Origin of the sequence: Cellulomonas gilvus ATCC 13127, assembly GCF_000218545.1 — a bacterium.
Lineage (GTDB): Bacteria > Actinomycetota > Actinomycetes > Actinomycetales > Cellulomonadaceae > Cellulomonas > Cellulomonas gilvus.
In genome coordinates this window covers 1,883,263-1,899,700 of sequence record NC_015671.1, presented here as the reverse complement: position 1 = coordinate 1,899,700, position 16,438 = coordinate 1,883,263, and the positions used below count along the sequence as shown (strand labels likewise).

Sequence of the window (16,438 nt, the reverse complement as noted above, 5' to 3'; positions counted from 1 at the left end):
GGGACGCCGCGTGCGTCGGTCTAGGATCGGGCGACCCGTCTTCGAGAAGAGGCCGACATGAGAGTTCAGTTCTGGCACATCGTCGTGCTGGTCGTCGTGGTCGTGCTGCTGTTCGGCGCGAACCGGCTGCCCGATCTCGCTCGCAGCGTGGGACAGTCGATGAAGATCTTCAAGAACGAGGTCAAGGACCTGCGCGACGACGACAAGCCCGCCGCACGCGCGGCGGACCAGACCCCGCAGGACCGCCCGGACGGCGGCACCGGCACGTCCGCCTGACCGCGCATGGCAGTCAAGAGCCGCCGAGGCGCTGACCCCGGGGGCAGGATGCCGCTGCGGGCACACCTGCTCGAGCTGCGCAAGCGCCTGTTCCTGGCCGCCGTCGGCCTGGTGCTGGGCGCGGTGCTCGGGTGGTTCTTGTACGAGCCGGTGTTCGAGCTGCTCCAGCAGCCGCTGCTCGACGTCGCCGAGGACCGCGCCGCGGTGATCTCGCTGAACTTCGCGGGCGTCGCGACGTCGTTCGACGTCAAGATCAAGGTGTCGCTGTTCCTGGGCGTGTTCGTCTCCAGCCCCTGGTGGCTCTACCAGCTCTGGGCGTTCGTCACGCCGGGCCTCACGCGCAAGGAGCGCCGGTACGCGGTGGGGTTCCTGGCCACGGCGGTCCCGCTGTTCGCCGCGGGCGCCGCGCTGGCGTTCTGGGCCCTGCCGAACGCGGTCCGGCTGCTCACGGAGTTCATCCCCGAGGGGGCCACCGGGATCATCGACGCGCAGACGTACCTCTCGTTCGTCATGCGCCTGCTGCTCGCGTTCGGGCTCGCGTTCCTGCTCCCCGTGCTCATGGTCGCGCTGAACTTCGCGGGCATCGGGCGCGCGGACACGTGGCGTCGCGGCTGGCGCTGGGCCGTGGTGGTCGCGTTCACGTTCTCGGCGGTGATGACTCCGACACCCGACGCGCTCACCATGATCATCGTGGCGCTGCCCATCTGCGGGCTCTACTTCGTCGCGCTCGGCGTGTGCACGCTGCACGACCGTCGGGTCGACAAGCGCCGGCTCGCCGCGGGGCTGCCGCAGCTCGACGGGACCGTGCCCGGGCCGCCCCCGCAGGCGCGCGCGTGACGCGGATCGGCCTGGTCGTCAACCCGACGGCCGGTCGGGGACGGGGCGGCCGCGCCGGGGCTGCGGCGCACGGCCTCCTGCGTGCTGGCGGGCACGACGTGGTGGACCTGTCCGGCCCGTCGCTCGCGCACGCGACCGACCGGGCCCGCGCAGGGGTGCTCGACGGGCTCGACGCGCTCGTCGTGGTCGGCGGCGACGGCATGGTGCACCTCGGCGTCAACGTGGTCGCGGGCACGGGCCTGCCGCTCGGCGTCGTGGCCGCCGGGACGGGCAACGACATCGCCCGGACCCTGGGCCTGCCGCGCGGCGACGTCGCGGCCGCGGTCGCGCGGATCGAGCGCGGCCTCGCGCACGGGGCGCGCAGCATCGACGCCGCGCGCGTCGGCCCGCCCGGGCGTCCGGCGCAGGAGTGGTTCGTCGGCGTGCTGTCCTGCGGGCTCGACGCGGCGGTCAACGCACGCGCCAACACGCTGCGCCGGCCGCGTGGCAACGCGCGCTACGTGCGTGCGCTGCTCGCCGAGCTGGGTCGCTTCCGCCCCTACGGGTACCGCGTGACGTCCGACGGCGTGGTCTGGGAGTCGGCGGGCAGCCTCGTCGCGGTGGCGAACGTGCCGTGGTTCGGCGGCGGGCTGCAGATCGCCCCGGACGCCCGGCCCGACGACGGGTTGCTCGACGTGGTCGTCGCGGGGCCGCTCGGCAGGGCCGAGGTCGTCCGCGTGTTCCCGGGCATCTACCGCGGACGCCACGTGCACCACCCGCAGGTGCGCATCGAGCGTGCGCGGCACGTCCTCATCGAGCCGATGGCCGCACTCGGCGCAGCCGCTCCGGCCGCGTTCGCCGACGGCGAGCGGATCGGCCCGCTGCCGCTGCAGGTCGAGGTGGTGCCGGGCGCGCTGCGGGTCCTCGCCGCGGGACGTGCCTAGGGTGGGGGCGTGCCGTCCCGCCGCCGCCACCGCAGCCCGTCGTCGCACTCCTCCGGAGCCGAGCACAGCGCGCCGGTGACGCGTCCCGCGGCGTCGGACGAGCCGAGCCCCGCCGAGCGGTACGCCGCGAGCCGGCGCCGCGCGCAGGAGGACTCGGGCGAGCTCGGGCGGTTCCGCGAGCAGCTGGGGTTCCGGCTGGACGCGTTCCAGATCGAGGCGTGCGTCGCGCTCGAGCGCGGCAGCGGCGTGCTGGTCGCCGCCCCGACCGGTGCGGGCAAGACGGTGGTCGGCGAGTTCGCGGTCCACCTCGCGCTGCAGGCCGGCCGCAAGGCGTTCTACACGACGCCCATCAAGGCGCTGTCCAACCAGAAGTACACGGACCTGGTGCGGCGGTACGGCTCGTCGCAGGTCGGCCTGCTGACGGGTGACACCACGGTCAACTCCGAGGCACCCGTGGTCGTGATGACCACCGAGGTGCTGCGCAACATGCTGTACGCCGGCTCGGCCACGCTCGCGGGGCTCGGCTTCGTCGTGATGGACGAGGTGCACTACCTCGCCGACCGGTTCCGCGGACCCGTGTGGGAGGAGGTGATCATCCACCTGCCCGACGACGTGCAGCTCGTCTCGCTGTCCGCGACGGTCTCCAACGCCGAGGAGTTCGGCGACTGGCTGGCCACGGTCCGGGGCGACACGACCGTGGTGGTCAGCGAGCACCGGCCCGTGCCGCTCGGCCAGCACGTCCTGGTGAACGGCGACCTCCTGGACCTGTACGCGGGGCACGTGGACCCCACCGATCCCGGGGTCGACCCGCCGATCAACCCGGACCTGCGCCGCCTGCTCGCGCGGCGCGGCGAGGACGAGCGGCGCGGTCCGGGAGACCGCGGCTACCGCGGCGGGGGCGGGCGACGGCCCGGCGCGGGTGCGCGCGGCGCGCCGGGTGGGGGCGTGCGGACCACGCCACGGTTCGCGGTCGTGGACCTGCTGGACCGCGAGGGGCTGCTCCCGGCGATCGTGTTCATCTTCTCGCGCGCCGGGTGCGAGGCCGCGGTGCAGCAGTGCCTGGCCGCGGGCGTCCGTCTGACGAGCCCCGCCGAGCAGGCCGAGATCCGGATGATCGTCGAGGAGCGGTGCGCGGCGGTGCCGCCCGAGGACCTCGACGTGCTCGGCTACTGGGAGCTCGCGGACGCGCTCACGCGCGGCGTCGCGTCGCACCACGCGGGCATGCTCCCGCTGTTCAAGGAGACGGTCGAGGACCTGTTCTCCCGCGGGCTGGTCAAGGTCGTGTTCGCGACCGAGACGCTCGCGCTCGGCATCAACATGCCCGCGCGTTCGGTGGTGCTGGAGAAGCTCGTCAAGTGGGACGGCTCGCGCCACGTCGACGTGACACCGGGGGAGTACACGCAGCTCACGGGACGCGCGGGGCGACGCGGCATCGACGTCGAGGGGCATGCGGTGGTGCTCGCGCACCAGGGCCTGGACCCGGTGCAGCTCGCGGGGCTCGCGTCCAAGCGGCTCTACCCGCTGCGCTCGAGCTTCCGGCCGACGTACAACATGGCCGTCAACCTCGTGGCCCAGGTCGGCCGCGAACGCGCGCGTGAGGTGCTGGAGACGTCGTTCGCGCAGTTCCAGGCCGATCGCGGTGTCGTCGGGCTCGCCCGGCAGGCGCAGGCGCACACCGAGGCGCTCGAGGGGTACGCGCAGGCGATGCAGTGCCACCTGGGCGACTTCGCGCAGTACGCGGACCTGCGCCGGCGGATCAGCCAGGCGGAGAAGGACGCGACGCGGGCGGCCTCGGGGGCACGCCGCGCACAGGCCGCGGCCTCGCTCGAGGGCCTGGCGGCAGGTGACGTCGTGGAGGTGCCGCACGGCCGACGGGCCGGGTACGTGGTCGTCGTCGACCCCGGACCCAAGGCGGGCTTCGACGGGCCGCGCCCCACCGTCCTGACGACGGACCGGCAGGTGCAGCGCCTCACCGTGGCGGACGTCGGGCGCGGGGTGCGGGTGGTGGGGCACGTGCGCGTGCCACGCGACTTCAACGCGCGTGTCCCGGCCGCACGCCGGGACCTGGCCGCGCGCCTGCGCGCGTCGCTGAGCGACGTGGCGCCCAGCACGCACGAGCGGCCCCGCCGGCCGGTCCGCGCGGACGACGACGCACGCGTCGCCGAGCTGCGGCGTGAGCTCGCGGCGCACCCGTGCCACCGGTGCCCGGACCGGGAGGAGCACGCGCGGTGGGCCGAGCGCTGGTCCCGGCTGAAGACCGAGCACGACGCGCTCGTGGGACGCATCGCGGGCCGCACCGGCTCGATCTCGGTGGTCTTCGACCGGACGTGCGACGTGCTGCAGCGGCTCGGCTACCTCGAGCCCGTGCCCGACGACCCCGCGGGGGCGCTGCGGGTGACGGCCGACGGTCGCTGGCTGCGCCGGCTGTACGCCGAGAACGACCTGCTGCTCGCGGAGTGCCTGCGCCGCGGTGTGTGGGACGAGCTCGACGCCCCCGGCCTGGCCGCCGCCGTGTCGACCGTCGTGTTCCGCTCGCGCCGCGAGGAGGACGCGCAGCCGCGCGTGCCCGGCGGGCCGCACGGCCGGCTCGGCGTGGCGCTCGAGGGCACCGTGCGCGCGTGGTCGGAGCTCGAGGACCTCGAGACCGCGCACCGCCTGGAGACCATCGCGCCGCTCGACCTGGGTCTGGTCGAGGCGGTGCACCGCTGGGCCGCGGGCCGCAACCTCGAGGCCGTGCTGCGCGGCGGCGACCTGACCGCGGGCGACTTCGTCCGGTGGTGCAAGCAGGTGATCGACGTGCTCGACCAGCTGGCACAGGCGGCGCCGCACGAACGCCTGCGCGCGACCGCGGCGCGTGCGGTCGACGGGCTGCGCCGCGGGGTCGTCGCCTACTCGTCGGTCTGACCTGCCCTATCGTGCGCGTGTGACCTCCACCCTGTACCGCGGCGGCGTCGTGCACTCGCCCGCCGACCCGTTCGCCGAGGCGATCCTCGTCGAGGACGGCACCGTCGCCTGGCTCGGGGCCGACGACACGGCCGACGGCTTCGCCTCACGGGCCGACGAGGTGGTCGACCTCGACGGCGCGCTCGTGACGCCCGGGTTCGTCGACGCGCACGTGCACGTGCTCGAGACCGGCCTGGCCCTCGAGTCGGTGGACCTGTCCGCGGCGACGTCGCTCGGCGACGCCCTCGCGGCCGTGCGGGCCGCGGCGGCGGCGCACGGTGCAGGCGACGGGCCGCTGCTGGGCTTCGGCTGGGAGGAGCAGCGCTGGCCCGAGCGCCGCCCGCCGACCAGCGCCGAGCTCGACGCCGCGGCAGGCGGGGCGCGCGTCTACCTCGCGCGTGCGGACCTCCACTCGGCGGTCGTCTCGAGCGCGCTGGCGGCCGAGGCGGGCCTCGAGCGCCTCGACGGCTGGAGCGCGGACGGCAGGGTCGAGCTCGCCGCGCACCACGCGGCGCGCGAGGCGGCGCGGGCGATGGACGGGCCGCGCCGCACCGCGCTGTACCGCCGCGCGCTGGGCGAGGCCGCACGCCGCGGCGTGGTCTCGGTGCACGAGCACTCGGCACCGTTCATCGACACGCGCGAGGGGCTCGTCGAGCTCCTGGGGCTCACCGCGCACGCGCACGACGGCCTGCCGCACCTGGTGGCCTACCGCGGCGAGCCGTGCGTCACGGTCGACGACGCACGTGAGCTGCTCGAGGCGATCCCCGGGCTGACGGGCATCGGCGGCGACCTCAACGTCGACGGCTCGATCGGCTCGCACACCGCCGCGCTGCGGGCTCCGTACGCGGACGCGCCCGGCGACGGGACGCTGCAGATGACCGCCGAGCGGATCTGCAACCACCTCACGGCCGTCTCGCGTGCGGGAGTGCAGTCGGGGTTCCACGTCATCGGCGACCGTGCCATGGACGAGCTGCTCATCGGGCTGCGCGCGGCCGTGGACGTCGAGGGCGCTGCCGCGCTCGCGCGCACCGGCGTCCGGCTCGAGCACGCCGAGATGATCGACGCGCCGACGCTGGCGGCCCTCGCACTGCTGGGCGTGCAGCTGAGCGTCCAGCCCGCGTTCGACGCCACGTGGGGCGGTGCCGACGGCCTGTACGCGCGCCGGCTGGGCGGCGCACGCGCGGCAGCGCTCAACCCCCTCGCCGACCTGGCGGGCGTGGGCGTGCCGCTCGCGTTCGGCTCCGACTCGCCCGTGACGCCCGTGGACCCGTGGGCGGGCGTGCGCGCCGCGGTGGAGCACCACGCCGCCGAGCAGCGCATCTCCGCGCGCGCGGCGTTCCGCGCCGCGACCCGGGGCGGCTGGCGCCTGGCGGGCCGGCCCGACGTCGGCGACCTGCGCGTCGGGGCACCGGCGCATCTCGCGGTGTGGCGTGCCGAGCACCTCGCGGTGCAGGCGCCCGACGGCAGGCTCTCGGCGTGGAGCCCGGACGCGCAGGCCGGGACGCCGCTGCTGCCGCTGCTCGGCGCCGACGAGCCGCCGCCGGTGTGCCTCCGGACGGTGCGCGCCGGCGTGTCGCTGTTCGACACGCTGGCCTGAACCTGCGGCCGACCGGGTGAAGTTCGGCACACCGCCACGCGGACCCGGGCCCGGCACACGGCCGTCCGAGCGGTCCTCCCACGGCCTCCCACGCGACCTCGGGGCGACACGCTGAGCGACACGCCGGGTGAAGCCGCGACTCTCGTCACGATCGCGTCCGGCTGACCTGCACCGAGGCCTGTCACCTGCGAGGACGCGGCCTTGACACCCCTCGCGGAGGCGGTAGTTTTCCCAAGGACCCCCAGCCGGCGCGGGATCGACGACGAGGTCACCGCGCCGGATGGGCAGCACCAGGAGGTCACCCGAGACGTCGCTCGCGCGACATCTCCCCGCACTCCGGCCGGGCCCGCGTGTTCAGTAGACAACGGTCGTGCACAGCAGTGCGCGCACCGGTACGAAGGACACGCGGGCCGGTCGGTCGGGGCCCGGAGCCGCACGTGTCCCGGCCGGGTCGCACGGGTTCCTCACCTATGCTGTGCCGGTGCCTCCCGCCGGTCCGTCCCGACTCTGGACCCTCCTGCTCGCGGCGGTCGGCGGCGCGCTGACCAGGCTGGCTTTCCCGGGCACCGACTGGTGGCCCCTGGCGTTCGTCGGCATGGCGCTGCTGTTCCTCGCGCTGCGCAGGGACAGCGCACGGTGGAACGCGCTCGTCGGGCTGGTCTGGGGGCTCGGGTTCTTCCCGTGGCTCATCACGTGGGCGGACGTCGCGGTGGGCCCCGTGCCGTGGATCGCGCTGGCGCTGGTCTGCGCCGGGTTCGTCGCGGCGTTCGGTGCCGCGTGGACCTGGGCGCGGCGCGGCGAGGCCGTGCGGCGCAGCCGTGGGTGGCAGCTCGTGGTGTTCCCGCTGGTGTGGGTCGCCACCGAGGAGCTGCTGGCGGTGTGGCCGTTCGGCGGCTTCCCGTGGGGGCGCCTGGCGTTCTCGCAGGCGGACTCGCCGCTGCTGCCGTTCGTCTCGTGGGGCGGCGTCCCGCTGCTGAGCGCGCTGGTCTGCGTCGTCGGGGTGCTGCTGGGGCAGGCCGGGGTGACGGTGCGCCGCGCGAACCTGCTGGGTGCGGCCGCGTCCGGACTGGCGGCGTGCCTCGTGGTGCTCGCGGGCTTCCTGGTGCCGCTCGACTCGGGCGCGCAGGACGGCGAGCTGGTCGTCGGTGCCGTGCAGGGCGACGTCCCCGGCGAGGGTCTCGACGCGTTCGGCGAGCGCGCGCAGGTGCTCGCCAACCACGTGCAGGGCACGCGCGCGCTGCTGGACCGGGTCGAGCCGGGCGAGCTCGACGTGGTGCTGTGGCCCGAGAACGGCACCGACATCGACCCGCAGGTGGACGAGGCGGCTGCGGCGGCGATCGACGGAGCCGCGCGGGCGCTCCAGGCGCCCATGCTCGTGGGCACCGTGCAGTATCCCGAGTCGGGTGGGCGCTACAACACGTCAGTCTTGTGGGAGCCCGGACAAGGCGTGGTCGCGACGTACACCAAGCAGCGACCGGCGCCCTTCGCGGAGTACATCCCCATGCGCGGCATCGCCAGGCACTTCTCCTCAGCCGTGGACCTGGTCACACGTGACATGCTTCCCGGGGACGAACCGGGGTACGTGCCCCTGGAGTCGCCCCGCCTCGGGCGGACCGTCGGCCTCGGCACGGTGATCTGCTTCGAGGTCGCATACGACGGCCTGGTGCGCTCCGCGGTGCGCGCCGGGGGAGAGGTGCTCGTGGTGCAGACCAACAACGCCTCGTTCGGCTGGTCCGACGAGTCGCTGCAGCAGCTCGCGATGTCGCGGGTGCGTGCGGTCGAGCACGGGCGCGCCACGGTCCAGATCTCGACGGTCGGCGTGAGCGCCGTGATCCGGCCGAACGGCGCCGTCACCGAGCGGACCGAGCTGTTCACCGCGGACCAGATGGTCGCCTCGCTCCCGCTGCGGACCTCGCAGACATGGGCGACGCGCCTCGGCAGCTGGCCGGCCTGGATCGTCGACGCGCTCGCCCTGAGCTCCGTCGTCGCCGGAGCCGTGGGAGCCGCGCGCCTGCGCGGCACGAACAGGGGGGAGGCCGCGTGAGCACGCGGGTCCTGGTGGTCGTTCCGACGTACGACGAGCGCGAGAGCATCCCGGTGGCCCTGGGCCGCCTTCTCGAGCACGTCCCGCACGCGGACGTGCTGGTGGTCGACGACGCGTCCCCGGACGGGACGGGAGCGCTGGTCGAGCAGATCGCCTCCGACGAGAAGGCCGCGGGCGTCGGGCGCACGGTCTCGGTGCTGCACCGCACCGGCAAGCTCGGGCTCGGCACCGCGTACGTCGCGGGGTTCGGCTGGGCGCTCGAGCGCGAGTACGACGTCGTCGTGGAGATGGACGCCGACGGTTCGCACCGTGCGCAGGACCTTCCGCGCCTGCTCGCGCGCGTGCCCGACGCCGATCTGGTCCTGGGCTCGCGGTGGGTGCCGGGTGGTGAGGTCGTCAACTGGCCCAAGAACCGCGAGTGGCTGTCCCGCGGCGCGAACACGTACACCCGGCTGATGCTCGGCATCCCGGTGCACGACGCGACGGGCGGCTTCCGTGCGTACCGCGCCGACCTGCTGCGTCAGATGACGTTGGGCGACGTGGCCTCGCGCGGGTACTGCTTCCAGGTGGACATGGCGTGGCGCGCGGTGCGCGCGGGCGCGCGCGTGGTCGAGGTACCGATCACGTTCGTCGAGCGTGAGCTCGGCGCGTCCAAGATGAGCCGCGACATCGTGGTCGAGGCGCTCGTCAAGGTCACGCAGTGGGGCATAGCAGAACGCTCCCGCCGTGTGGCGGGAGCGTTCCGGAAGGGGCGGGCGCGCGAGCGCACCGGCGTCTGACCGCGGCCGCGGCTCAGGTGCCGCGTGGCGTCAGGCGGACCGGCGCAGCTTGCCCGAGCGGAGCAGGTCGAGGCGCTCGTCGAGCAGCTCCTCGAGCTCACCGATCGTGCGGCGCTCGAGCAGCATGTCCCAGTGCGTGCGCGGCGGCTTGCCGGGCTTCACCTCGGGGCGCGACGCGTCGCGCAGCAGCGCCTCGGCGCCGCACCGGCACTCCCAGACCACCGGGACGTCGGCCTCGACCGAGAACGGCAGGATGATCGTGTGCCCGTTGGGGCAGTCGTAGTGGGCCTGGAGCCGGGGGGCGAAGTCGACGCCGTCCTCGGACTCCATGCTCTGGCTCCCGATGCGCATGCCGCGCAGGGACCTGTTCGCCATGGGATTGACCTCCGTGCCGGGTTGCGGCCTTCGAGAATGAGTTCCACCGGGGTCAACGGTGGGGAACGCTCCAGTGTTCCAGGGTGGCGTGAAGGGATCGTGAACGCACGCGGAGAACGCAGGGCAGGCTCACCTTCCGGGACGTGACGTCCGCCACGCCCGCGTGCCGGTGCCCGGGTTCGTCCCGGTTCGACGCGGGTGCGTGCGTCGCGTCACCACCAGCGGAGCACGCGTGAGCCGCGCGGCCCGATCGCCGCGACGGCGCGCAGCGGGACCCCGGTGGCGCGCGCGGCGGCCCCCAGTACGTCCGTCCACGCCTGCGCGCACGCGTCCGGGCGCTGCCCGAGGCGCCCGACCAACGCGACGACGACCGATCCGCCGAGCGCTCTCTCGTCGAGCACCCGGGCCAGCGTGGTCGCGAGGTCCGCGGCGAACGCGGTGTCGGCAGCGACCGGCGGATCGTCGATCACGACGACGAAGGGCAGGGGCACGTCGTCCGCGTCGAGGACCAGGCACCAGACGGTCAGCGGCCCGCCGGCCTCGGGGCCCACGACCGGGACGAGAGCGAGCAGCACGTCCGCCGGCCGGCGCACGGGTGCGCGCAGGAGCGGCGCGACGTCGGCGAGGTCGTCGTCGGGACCGTGGTCGTCCAAGCCGTCGCCGGGCAGGTCGCGCGCGTTCGTCATCCGGGCACGGTGCCCGTCCGCGGGGTGCGGACCGGCCGTCCGCGCCCCGCCCCGTGCGCAGGCAGGTACGGGAGCGGGCTGGGGTCGGCCGGTCAGCCCAGCGGCAGGTCGGACCCGAACACGCCGGCCGGGTCGACGCGCGCGACGACCGCGCGCAGCCGCTCGAGCGTGGCCGGCGGGTACACGAGCGGGAGCCGGTCCGGATGCGTGTCGAAGCTGCGGTACACGCCCGTGATGTCGGCGTCGAGCCGCGACCACTGCGCGTCGAGCGCGGGCCTGCGGTCCGCCGTGGTGGTCGCGAGCAGCGAGAACGTCTGCGTGCGGTGCGCGTACGCGGTGGCCTGCGCAGGCACGTCGTTGACCGCACCGCCGACCGCCCGCAGCTGCACCATGTCGGCGAGCGAGCCGCGCAGCACGTCCGCGAGCACCCCGGCGACGTCGGGCGTGACACGGTCCACCAGCCCACCCCGCACGCCGACCTCGGCCGCGCCCGAGTGCCGCGCGTGCGGAGCGGGCAGGACCGCCGCGTACGGCAGCTGCTGCGCCTGCTGCTGCAGCACGGGTGCCAGTCCCAGCATGGGCTCGATCGCCGCGACCGCGGCGTCGCTGTCGTCGCCCGCCCACACCGTCATCGCGTAGCCCGCAGGCGGTGTCGCGCCGCGTCCGGGCCACAGCGAGAGGAAGCTCGTCAGCTCACGGGGTGCGGCGTCCACGAGCTCGGCCCATCCGTGGATGAGGCGCGCCGGGTCGCTCGCGTCGTACGTCAGCACCACGAGGACCACGTCGCCGAGCTCGCTCGCCTCGATGTCCAGCGACGTGACGACGCCGACGTGCGAACCCGCTCCGCGCACGGCCCACAGCAGGTCCGGGTCGTGGTCGGCGTCCGTGCGGACCACCGACCCGTCCGCCAGGACCACCTCGGCCGCGCGCACGCGGTCCAGGGTCAGCCCGGCCCACCGGCCCAGCAGGCCCTGGCCGCCCGCGGTCGCGAGCCCTCCGACGCCGACGTCGCCCATGTCCCCGGAGCTGATGGCCAGGCCGTGCGGTGCGAGTGCGGCCGCGACGTCGCCCCAGTGCGCACCCGCCCCGACCCGGACCAGACGTGCGGCGCGGTCCAGCACCTCCACGGCGTCGAGCCGGCCCACGTCGACGACGATCCCGCCGTCGTTGGTCGCCCGACCGGCGATGCCGTGACCGCCGGACCGCACCGCGACGGGCACGCCCTGCGTGCGGGCGTACCGGACGGCCTGCGCGACCTGCTCGCTGGTCTGGGGCTGGAGCACGAGAGCGGGCGCGCCGGGCCAGACGTACGTCGACCGTACCGTCGCGTACGCGCGGTCGCCGGGCTCCACGGCACGCAGCCCGGCGGGCACGGCGTCGTAGTCGACGCCCGGGACCCGTGCCGCGAGCGCGGCCGCGGTCCGGACGGGCCCGGTGCCCGTGCCGGCCGCGCCGCGCTCCGCGGCCACGGCCTCCCGGAGGGCCGGCGCGACCTCCCGGCCCAGCGCCGCCAGCGCGCGCTCGTCGTCGCCGCCGAGGATGAACGTCGCGAACCCGTGCTCGAGCACCAGGGGGAGCAGCTCGTCGACCCACTGCTCCACGGGTCCCTGCAGGAATCCCGCGGAGGTCGGCTGGACCCGGCCGCTGCCGAGGTTCAGCAGCCGCCGGATCTCCCGGGGGTCGCGGCCGGCCTCGTGCGCCGCGTCGTCGATGCGCGCGTTCGCGGCCCGGGCGTCCGCGAGGTCGAGGTACCCGAGGCTCGGCAGCCAGCCGTCGGCCTGCCGGCCGACCAGTGCCAGCATCCGCGGCTTGTACGCACCGACCCAGATCGGGACGTCGTGCGCGGGCGCTGGGCCGCGCTTGGCCCCGGAGACCGCGTGGAACGCCCCGCCCGCCCGCAGGACGCCGCGCTCGTCGGCGTCCCACAGCCCGCGGATCACGTCGATGGCCTCGCCGAGGGCCGTCACCGCGTCGCCCGGCGTCAGGCGCGGCGCCCCCATCGCCGCGATCGCGTCCCAGAACGCTCCGGCGCCGATGCCCAGCGCGGCCCGCCCGCCCGAGAGCAGGTCGAGCGTCGCGACCGCCTTGGCCAGCACGGCAGGCGGGCGGAGCGGCAGGTTGAGCACGTTCCCGGCCACCTGCACGCGCTGCGTGGCGGCCGCGACCCACGTGAGCAGCGTCCACGTGTCCAGGAAGCCGGGCTGGTACGGGTGGTCCTGGAACGTCACCAGGTCCAGCCCCGCGTCCTCGGACGCCCGGGCCAGCGCGACGACGCGTGCGGGGTCGCTCGCGGCGGGTGTCAGGAAGCTCCCGAAGGCGAGCTCGTGGCCGTAGTCCGGCATGTCGCCGTCCCTTCCGTCGGTCCTCGTCGTGCCAACCGTGCCGCATGCGCCGGTGTTCCGTCAGGTGGCAGCGAACTCGGCGAGGACCTCCCGGATCACATGCCGGGCGTTGGCCGCGAGCGCGGGGTTGCGGTCCCGGTAGTTTCACCACCGTCCACGACCACGGGGTACCCGCGACCGTGCCGGCCCGCCGCCACGAGCGCGGGAGTGGTCACCCGCAGGCGGCCGTGCAGGCGCGGCAGCCACGTGGCCTCCTGCTCCGGCACACCTGCGGCCCACGCGATCCTGGGCATCCGCACCGCGAACGCGTCGCCCAGCCGGAAGATCGCGTGATCGGTGCCGGTCGAGGCCGCACGCTCGACCGGCAGGTGCGCCAGGTGGGGCACCTGGTCCGCCAGGAGCCCACGCACGAGCTGTGGGTCGAGGTCGAGCTCGTCGTCGTGCATCCGGTGCGTCATGGGGTCAGGACAGCAAGCCCGCCTCCCGCACGTCGAGGGCTTTGCGGCTACGCGTCCGTGCGCGCGCCCAGCGCGGCGACGAACGCGTCCACCGCGGCGTCGTCGCCCGCCACGGGCTGGTCGTCGACGAAGACGGCCACGACGTGCGCATCCGGGTCGTGGTCGAGCGTCGGCAGGTACGTGTCGCGCCACGTGCGCAGGTTGGGGTGCTCCCACCTGTCGCAGGCCTCGGCGGGGGCGAGCAGCGCGACCGCGCGCTCGAGCTCGGCGCGCGAGAGCAGGTAGGACGCGGTGCCGCCCACGTGGCCCACGACCGTCGCGACGACCACGCCGGGCAGGCGGTGCTCCCACGTGTTGAGCAGCGCGAAGTGCTCGGGCGCGGGGCCCGGCGCGGCGGACGGGACCAGCCCGACGCCGTGCGCTGCGGGCGGGCGCCACCCGGGGATGGCGGTCTCGAGCTCCCTGCGCGCGCCGAGCACCTGCTCGGCGGTCTCCCACCTGTCCATTGCGCCCCCTTCGTGGTGGTGTGTGCGGCCGAACCTAGCGACCGGCCGCGGGGCACGACGAGGGCCGTCCGCGGATCGGGCGTCGGGGCGGCGCCGGGGGACGAGACGCGGGCCGGTGGGGCGTGGCAGCATCACGCTCGTGGGGGAGACGCAGCGCGAGCAGCACCTGCGCGACCTGGCGCTCCTGAGGCAGGTGCGGGACCGGATCGACCGGGAGTACGCCCAGCCGCTGGACGTCGAGGCGTTGGCGCGGGGTGTGCACATGTCCGCGGGGCACCTCAGCCGGCAGTTCCGTCTCGCCTACGGCGAGCCGCCCTACTCGTACCTGATGACCCGACGGGTCGAGCGCGCGATGACGCTGCTGCGGCGCGGCGACCTGAGCGTCACCGACGTGTGCTTCGCGGTCGGCTGCTCGTCGTTGGGGACGTTCAGCACGCGCTTCACGGAGCTGGTGGGGGTGCCCCCGAGCGTGTACCGGCGGGAGCACGCCGAGGCGACCGCCGGGATGCCGGCGTGCGTCGCGCGGCAGGTCACCCGACCGGTCAGGAATCGAGAAGCAGCGCGTGCCGGCCGCGCCTAGCGTGGCGCGCATGGACATGACGATTCACACCAGCTTCCTTCCCCAGTCCGAGCCGGACGTCGCGCTCGCGTTCTACCGCGACGTCCTCGGGTTCGAGGTGCGCAACGACGTCGGCTACGCCGGCATGCGGTGGATCACGGTCGGTCCGCCGAACCAGAAGGACACCGCGATCGTGCTCTACCCGCCCGCGGCGTCCCCGGGTGTGACGGCCGACGAGCAGGAGGTCGTCGCGCAGATGATGGCCAAGGGCACGTTCGCGAGCGTCGTGCTCGCGACGGCCGACGTGGACGGCACGTTCGAGCGGCTGCAGCAGCACGACGTCGAGGTGGTCCAGGAGCCGACGGACCAGCCCTACGGCGTGCGCGACTGCGCCGTGCGGGACCCGTCCGGGAACATGATCCGCATCCAGGGCCGCCCCGCCTGACCGGTCGCCGGCGCGTCGGGCGTCAACCAACGGTTGACAGTTGTGTCAACCGTTGGTTGACTGCTGCGCATGGAGGACATCCGCTCGGCGCAGCAGGCGCTCGAGGAGGCACGCCGCACGCTCGACGCGGCGGTCCAGGCGGCGCGCGCCCAGGGGAGCACCTGGGCGCAGATCGGGGAGGAGCTCGGGATGAGCAGGCAGGCGGCGTTCAAGAGGTTCGGCAGGCCGGTGGACCCGCGCACCGGGACCAGGATCGAACCGCGGTCGGTCGCCGACGTGGTCGGGCTCACGGAGCGCGTCTTCACGCTCATCGCGGCCGGTGACTACGAGACGCTCATGCCGCTGCTGCACCCGCAGGCCGCCCGCGAGCTCACGCCCGACGTGATCGCCGAGACCTGGCGGCGCGTGCTGGCCGAGGTCGGCACGCTGCAGGGCGCGGCCGGGACGCACGTCGAGCTGCCCGGGGGCGGCGCGGTCTCGTCGGACGACGAGCTGGTGGGGACCGTCGTCGGCGCCACGACGCTCGAGTGCGAGGCCGGCCAGGTCCACGGCCGCGTGGCGGTGGCCGACGACGGCCAGGTGGTCGGGCTGCTGCTGGTGCCGACCGACCACGGCCCGCTCCCGTTCTGATGCCCGCGGTCCCCGTCACGGTCCGGTCCGCCCGTCCTGGCGACCTGCCGGCCGTCCGCAGGTTCGGCGCGACGCACGTGTACGCGCACTACGCACCGCTGATCGGTGCCGAGCACGCGCGCGGCCAGGTGACGCGGTGGTGGGACGAGGAGTACCTGGCCCGGGCCGTCGCGGCCGGGCGCCTGCTCGTCGCGACCGTCGGCGATGCGCTGGTCGGCGTCGCGCAGCACGGACTCGCAGGCGACGACCACGTCATCTACAAGCTGTACGTGGACCCCGCGCATCGGGGTTCGGGCATCGGGCGGGAGCTGATCGCCGCGATCGAGGAGCGGCTCCCGCCGACCGCCCCGCGGCTGTGCGTCGAGCACGTCGCCGCGAACCGGCGCGCCGGTGCGTTCTACGAGCGGGAGGGCTTCGTCGTGGAGCGCGTCGAGCCCAGCCCGGCGGGCCAGGCGGAGCTCGACCTCGTCTGGCGTGCCCGGGCCCGGACCGGCGCGCCGGAGCGCCGGGCATGAGGCGAGCCCGCCTGCACGTGACGGGGGCGAGCGCCTCGGGGACGACGACGCTCGCACGCGCCCTCGCGGACGCCTGGTCGGTTCCGCACGCCGACGCCGACGACTATTACTGGCAGCCCACCGACCCGCCGTACGCCCGCGTGCGTCCCGTCGCCGAACGCGTCGCGCTCATGGAGCAGGTGTTCGCGCCGCGCGAGGCGTGGGTCCTGTCAGGCTCGATGCTCGGCTGGGGCGATGCGCTGGTCGCGCGGTGCGATGCCGTCGTCTTCCTCACGCTCGATCCCGCGGAACGGCTGCGCCGCCTCGAGCAGCGCGAACGCGAGCGGTACGGGCGCCCGGCGGACCCGGCGTTCGTGGCGTGGGCCCGCAGCTACGACGATCCCGACTTCACCGGGCGCAGCCGTCGACGGCACGAGGAGTGGCTCGCCATGCTGGCCGTGCCGGTGCTGCGGCTGGACAGCGCGCGGCCCGCGGACGAGCTGCGCGACGAGGTCCTCGCGTGGGAGCCGCGCCCCTGACCGCG

At 75.0% G+C, this 16,438-nt stretch carries 17 protein-coding genes; 12 read left to right on the top strand and 5 right to left on the bottom strand.

The annotated features are described in order from the left end of the window. Positions 1 to 57 precede the first annotated feature (57 nt). From tatA to CELGI_RS08820, 7 genes are all read left to right on the top strand, one after another. On the top strand, positions 58 to 276 hold the full coding sequence (tatA, locus tag CELGI_RS08850; protein ID WP_013883782.1) for a Sec-independent protein translocase subunit TatA: 219 nt from the start codon (positions 58 to 60) through the stop codon (positions 274 to 276). Between the two features lie 48 nt (positions 277 to 324). Then, positions 325 to 1,113 (top strand): twin-arginine translocase subunit TatC, encoded by a 789-nt coding sequence (tatC, locus tag CELGI_RS08845; protein WP_013883781.1) that lies wholly within the window; start codon positions 325 to 327, stop codon positions 1,111 to 1,113. Further along, complete coding sequence (locus tag CELGI_RS08840) at positions 1,110 to 2,036, top strand: diacylglycerol/lipid kinase family protein (RefSeq protein WP_013883780.1); 927 nt, start codon at positions 1,110 to 1,112, stop codon at positions 2,034 to 2,036. Before tatC ends, CELGI_RS08840 begins: the two co-directional genes overlap by 4 nt. Before the next feature lie 9 nt (positions 2,037 to 2,045). After that, positions 2,046 to 4,940 carry a DEAD/DEAH box helicase gene (locus tag CELGI_RS08835; RefSeq protein WP_013883779.1) on the top strand — a complete coding sequence of 965 codons (2,895 nt, stop codon included), beginning with the start codon at positions 2,046 to 2,048 and terminating at the stop codon, positions 4,938 to 4,940. Between the two features lie 19 nt (positions 4,941 to 4,959). Continuing rightward, positions 4,960 to 6,576: an amidohydrolase gene (locus tag CELGI_RS08830; protein ID WP_013883778.1), complete on the top strand. Its 1,617-nt coding sequence runs from the start codon at positions 4,960 to 4,962 to the stop codon at positions 6,574 to 6,576. Positions 6,577 to 7,057: 481 nt separating this feature from the next. Then, positions 7,058 to 8,620 carry an apolipoprotein N-acyltransferase gene (gene lnt, locus CELGI_RS08825; protein ID WP_041574588.1) on the top strand — a complete coding sequence of 521 codons (1,563 nt, stop codon included), beginning with the start codon at positions 7,058 to 7,060 and terminating at the stop codon, positions 8,618 to 8,620. Further along, positions 8,617 to 9,399, top strand: coding sequence for a polyprenol monophosphomannose synthase (locus CELGI_RS08820; RefSeq protein ID WP_013883776.1), 783 nt, complete (start codon positions 8,617 to 8,619; stop codon positions 9,397 to 9,399). The genes lnt and CELGI_RS08820 overlap by 4 nt, the downstream gene beginning before the upstream one ends. Positions 9,400 to 9,429: 30 nt before the next feature. On the opposite strand, the gene CELGI_RS08815 is transcribed toward CELGI_RS08820, so the two are convergent. From CELGI_RS08815 to CELGI_RS08795, 5 genes are all read right to left on the bottom strand, one after another. Next, a complete protein-coding gene (locus tag CELGI_RS08815) occupies positions 9,430 to 9,774 on the bottom strand; it encodes an RNA polymerase-binding protein RbpA (protein ID WP_013883775.1) in 345 nt (114 codons plus the stop codon). 212 nt (positions 9,775 to 9,986) lie between these two features. Then, positions 9,987 to 10,460, bottom strand: a complete 474-nt coding sequence (locus tag CELGI_RS08810) for a hypothetical protein (RefSeq protein ID WP_013883774.1) — start codon at positions 10,458 to 10,460, stop codon at positions 9,987 to 9,989. 92 nt (positions 10,461 to 10,552) lie between these two features. Then, positions 10,553 to 12,802: an LLM class flavin-dependent oxidoreductase gene (locus CELGI_RS08805; protein WP_013883773.1), complete on the bottom strand. Its 2,250-nt coding sequence runs from the start codon at positions 12,800 to 12,802 to the stop codon at positions 10,553 to 10,555. Between the two features lie 95 nt (positions 12,803 to 12,897). Then, entirely contained in the window at positions 12,898 to 13,260 is a 363-nt protein-coding gene (locus tag CELGI_RS08800) for a protein kinase family protein (protein ID WP_013883772.1), read from the bottom strand. A gap of 47 nt (positions 13,261 to 13,307) precedes the next feature. After that, a complete protein-coding gene (locus CELGI_RS08795) occupies positions 13,308 to 13,766 on the bottom strand; it encodes a hypothetical protein (protein WP_013883771.1) in 459 nt (152 codons plus the stop codon). A 139-nt stretch (positions 13,767 to 13,905) separates the two neighbouring features. On the opposite strand from CELGI_RS08795, the gene CELGI_RS08790 reads away from it, so the two are divergent. The 5 genes from CELGI_RS08790 to CELGI_RS08770 all read left to right on the top strand — a co-directional run bounded on the left by CELGI_RS08790 (position 13,906) and on the right by CELGI_RS08770 (position 16,433). Next, entirely contained in the window at positions 13,906 to 14,346 is a 441-nt protein-coding gene (locus tag CELGI_RS08790) for a helix-turn-helix transcriptional regulator (RefSeq protein ID WP_041574586.1), read from the top strand. Between the two features lie 10 nt (positions 14,347 to 14,356). After that, positions 14,357 to 14,770: a VOC family protein gene (locus tag CELGI_RS08785; protein WP_041574585.1), complete on the top strand. Its 414-nt coding sequence runs from the start codon at positions 14,357 to 14,359 to the stop codon at positions 14,768 to 14,770. 69 nt (positions 14,771 to 14,839) lie between these two features. After that, on the top strand, positions 14,840 to 15,400 hold the full coding sequence (locus tag CELGI_RS08780) for a hypothetical protein (protein ID WP_013883768.1): 561 nt from the start codon (positions 14,840 to 14,842) through the stop codon (positions 15,398 to 15,400). After that, positions 15,400 to 15,915: a GNAT family N-acetyltransferase gene (locus tag CELGI_RS08775; RefSeq protein ID WP_013883767.1), complete on the top strand. Its 516-nt coding sequence runs from the start codon at positions 15,400 to 15,402 to the stop codon at positions 15,913 to 15,915. Before CELGI_RS08780 ends, CELGI_RS08775 begins: the two co-directional genes overlap by 1 nt. Then, positions 15,912 to 16,433: a P-loop NTPase family protein gene (locus CELGI_RS08770; RefSeq protein ID WP_013883766.1), complete on the top strand. Its 522-nt coding sequence runs from the start codon at positions 15,912 to 15,914 to the stop codon at positions 16,431 to 16,433. The genes CELGI_RS08775 and CELGI_RS08770 overlap by 4 nt, the downstream gene beginning before the upstream one ends. Positions 16,434 to 16,438: the final 5 nt, after the last annotated feature.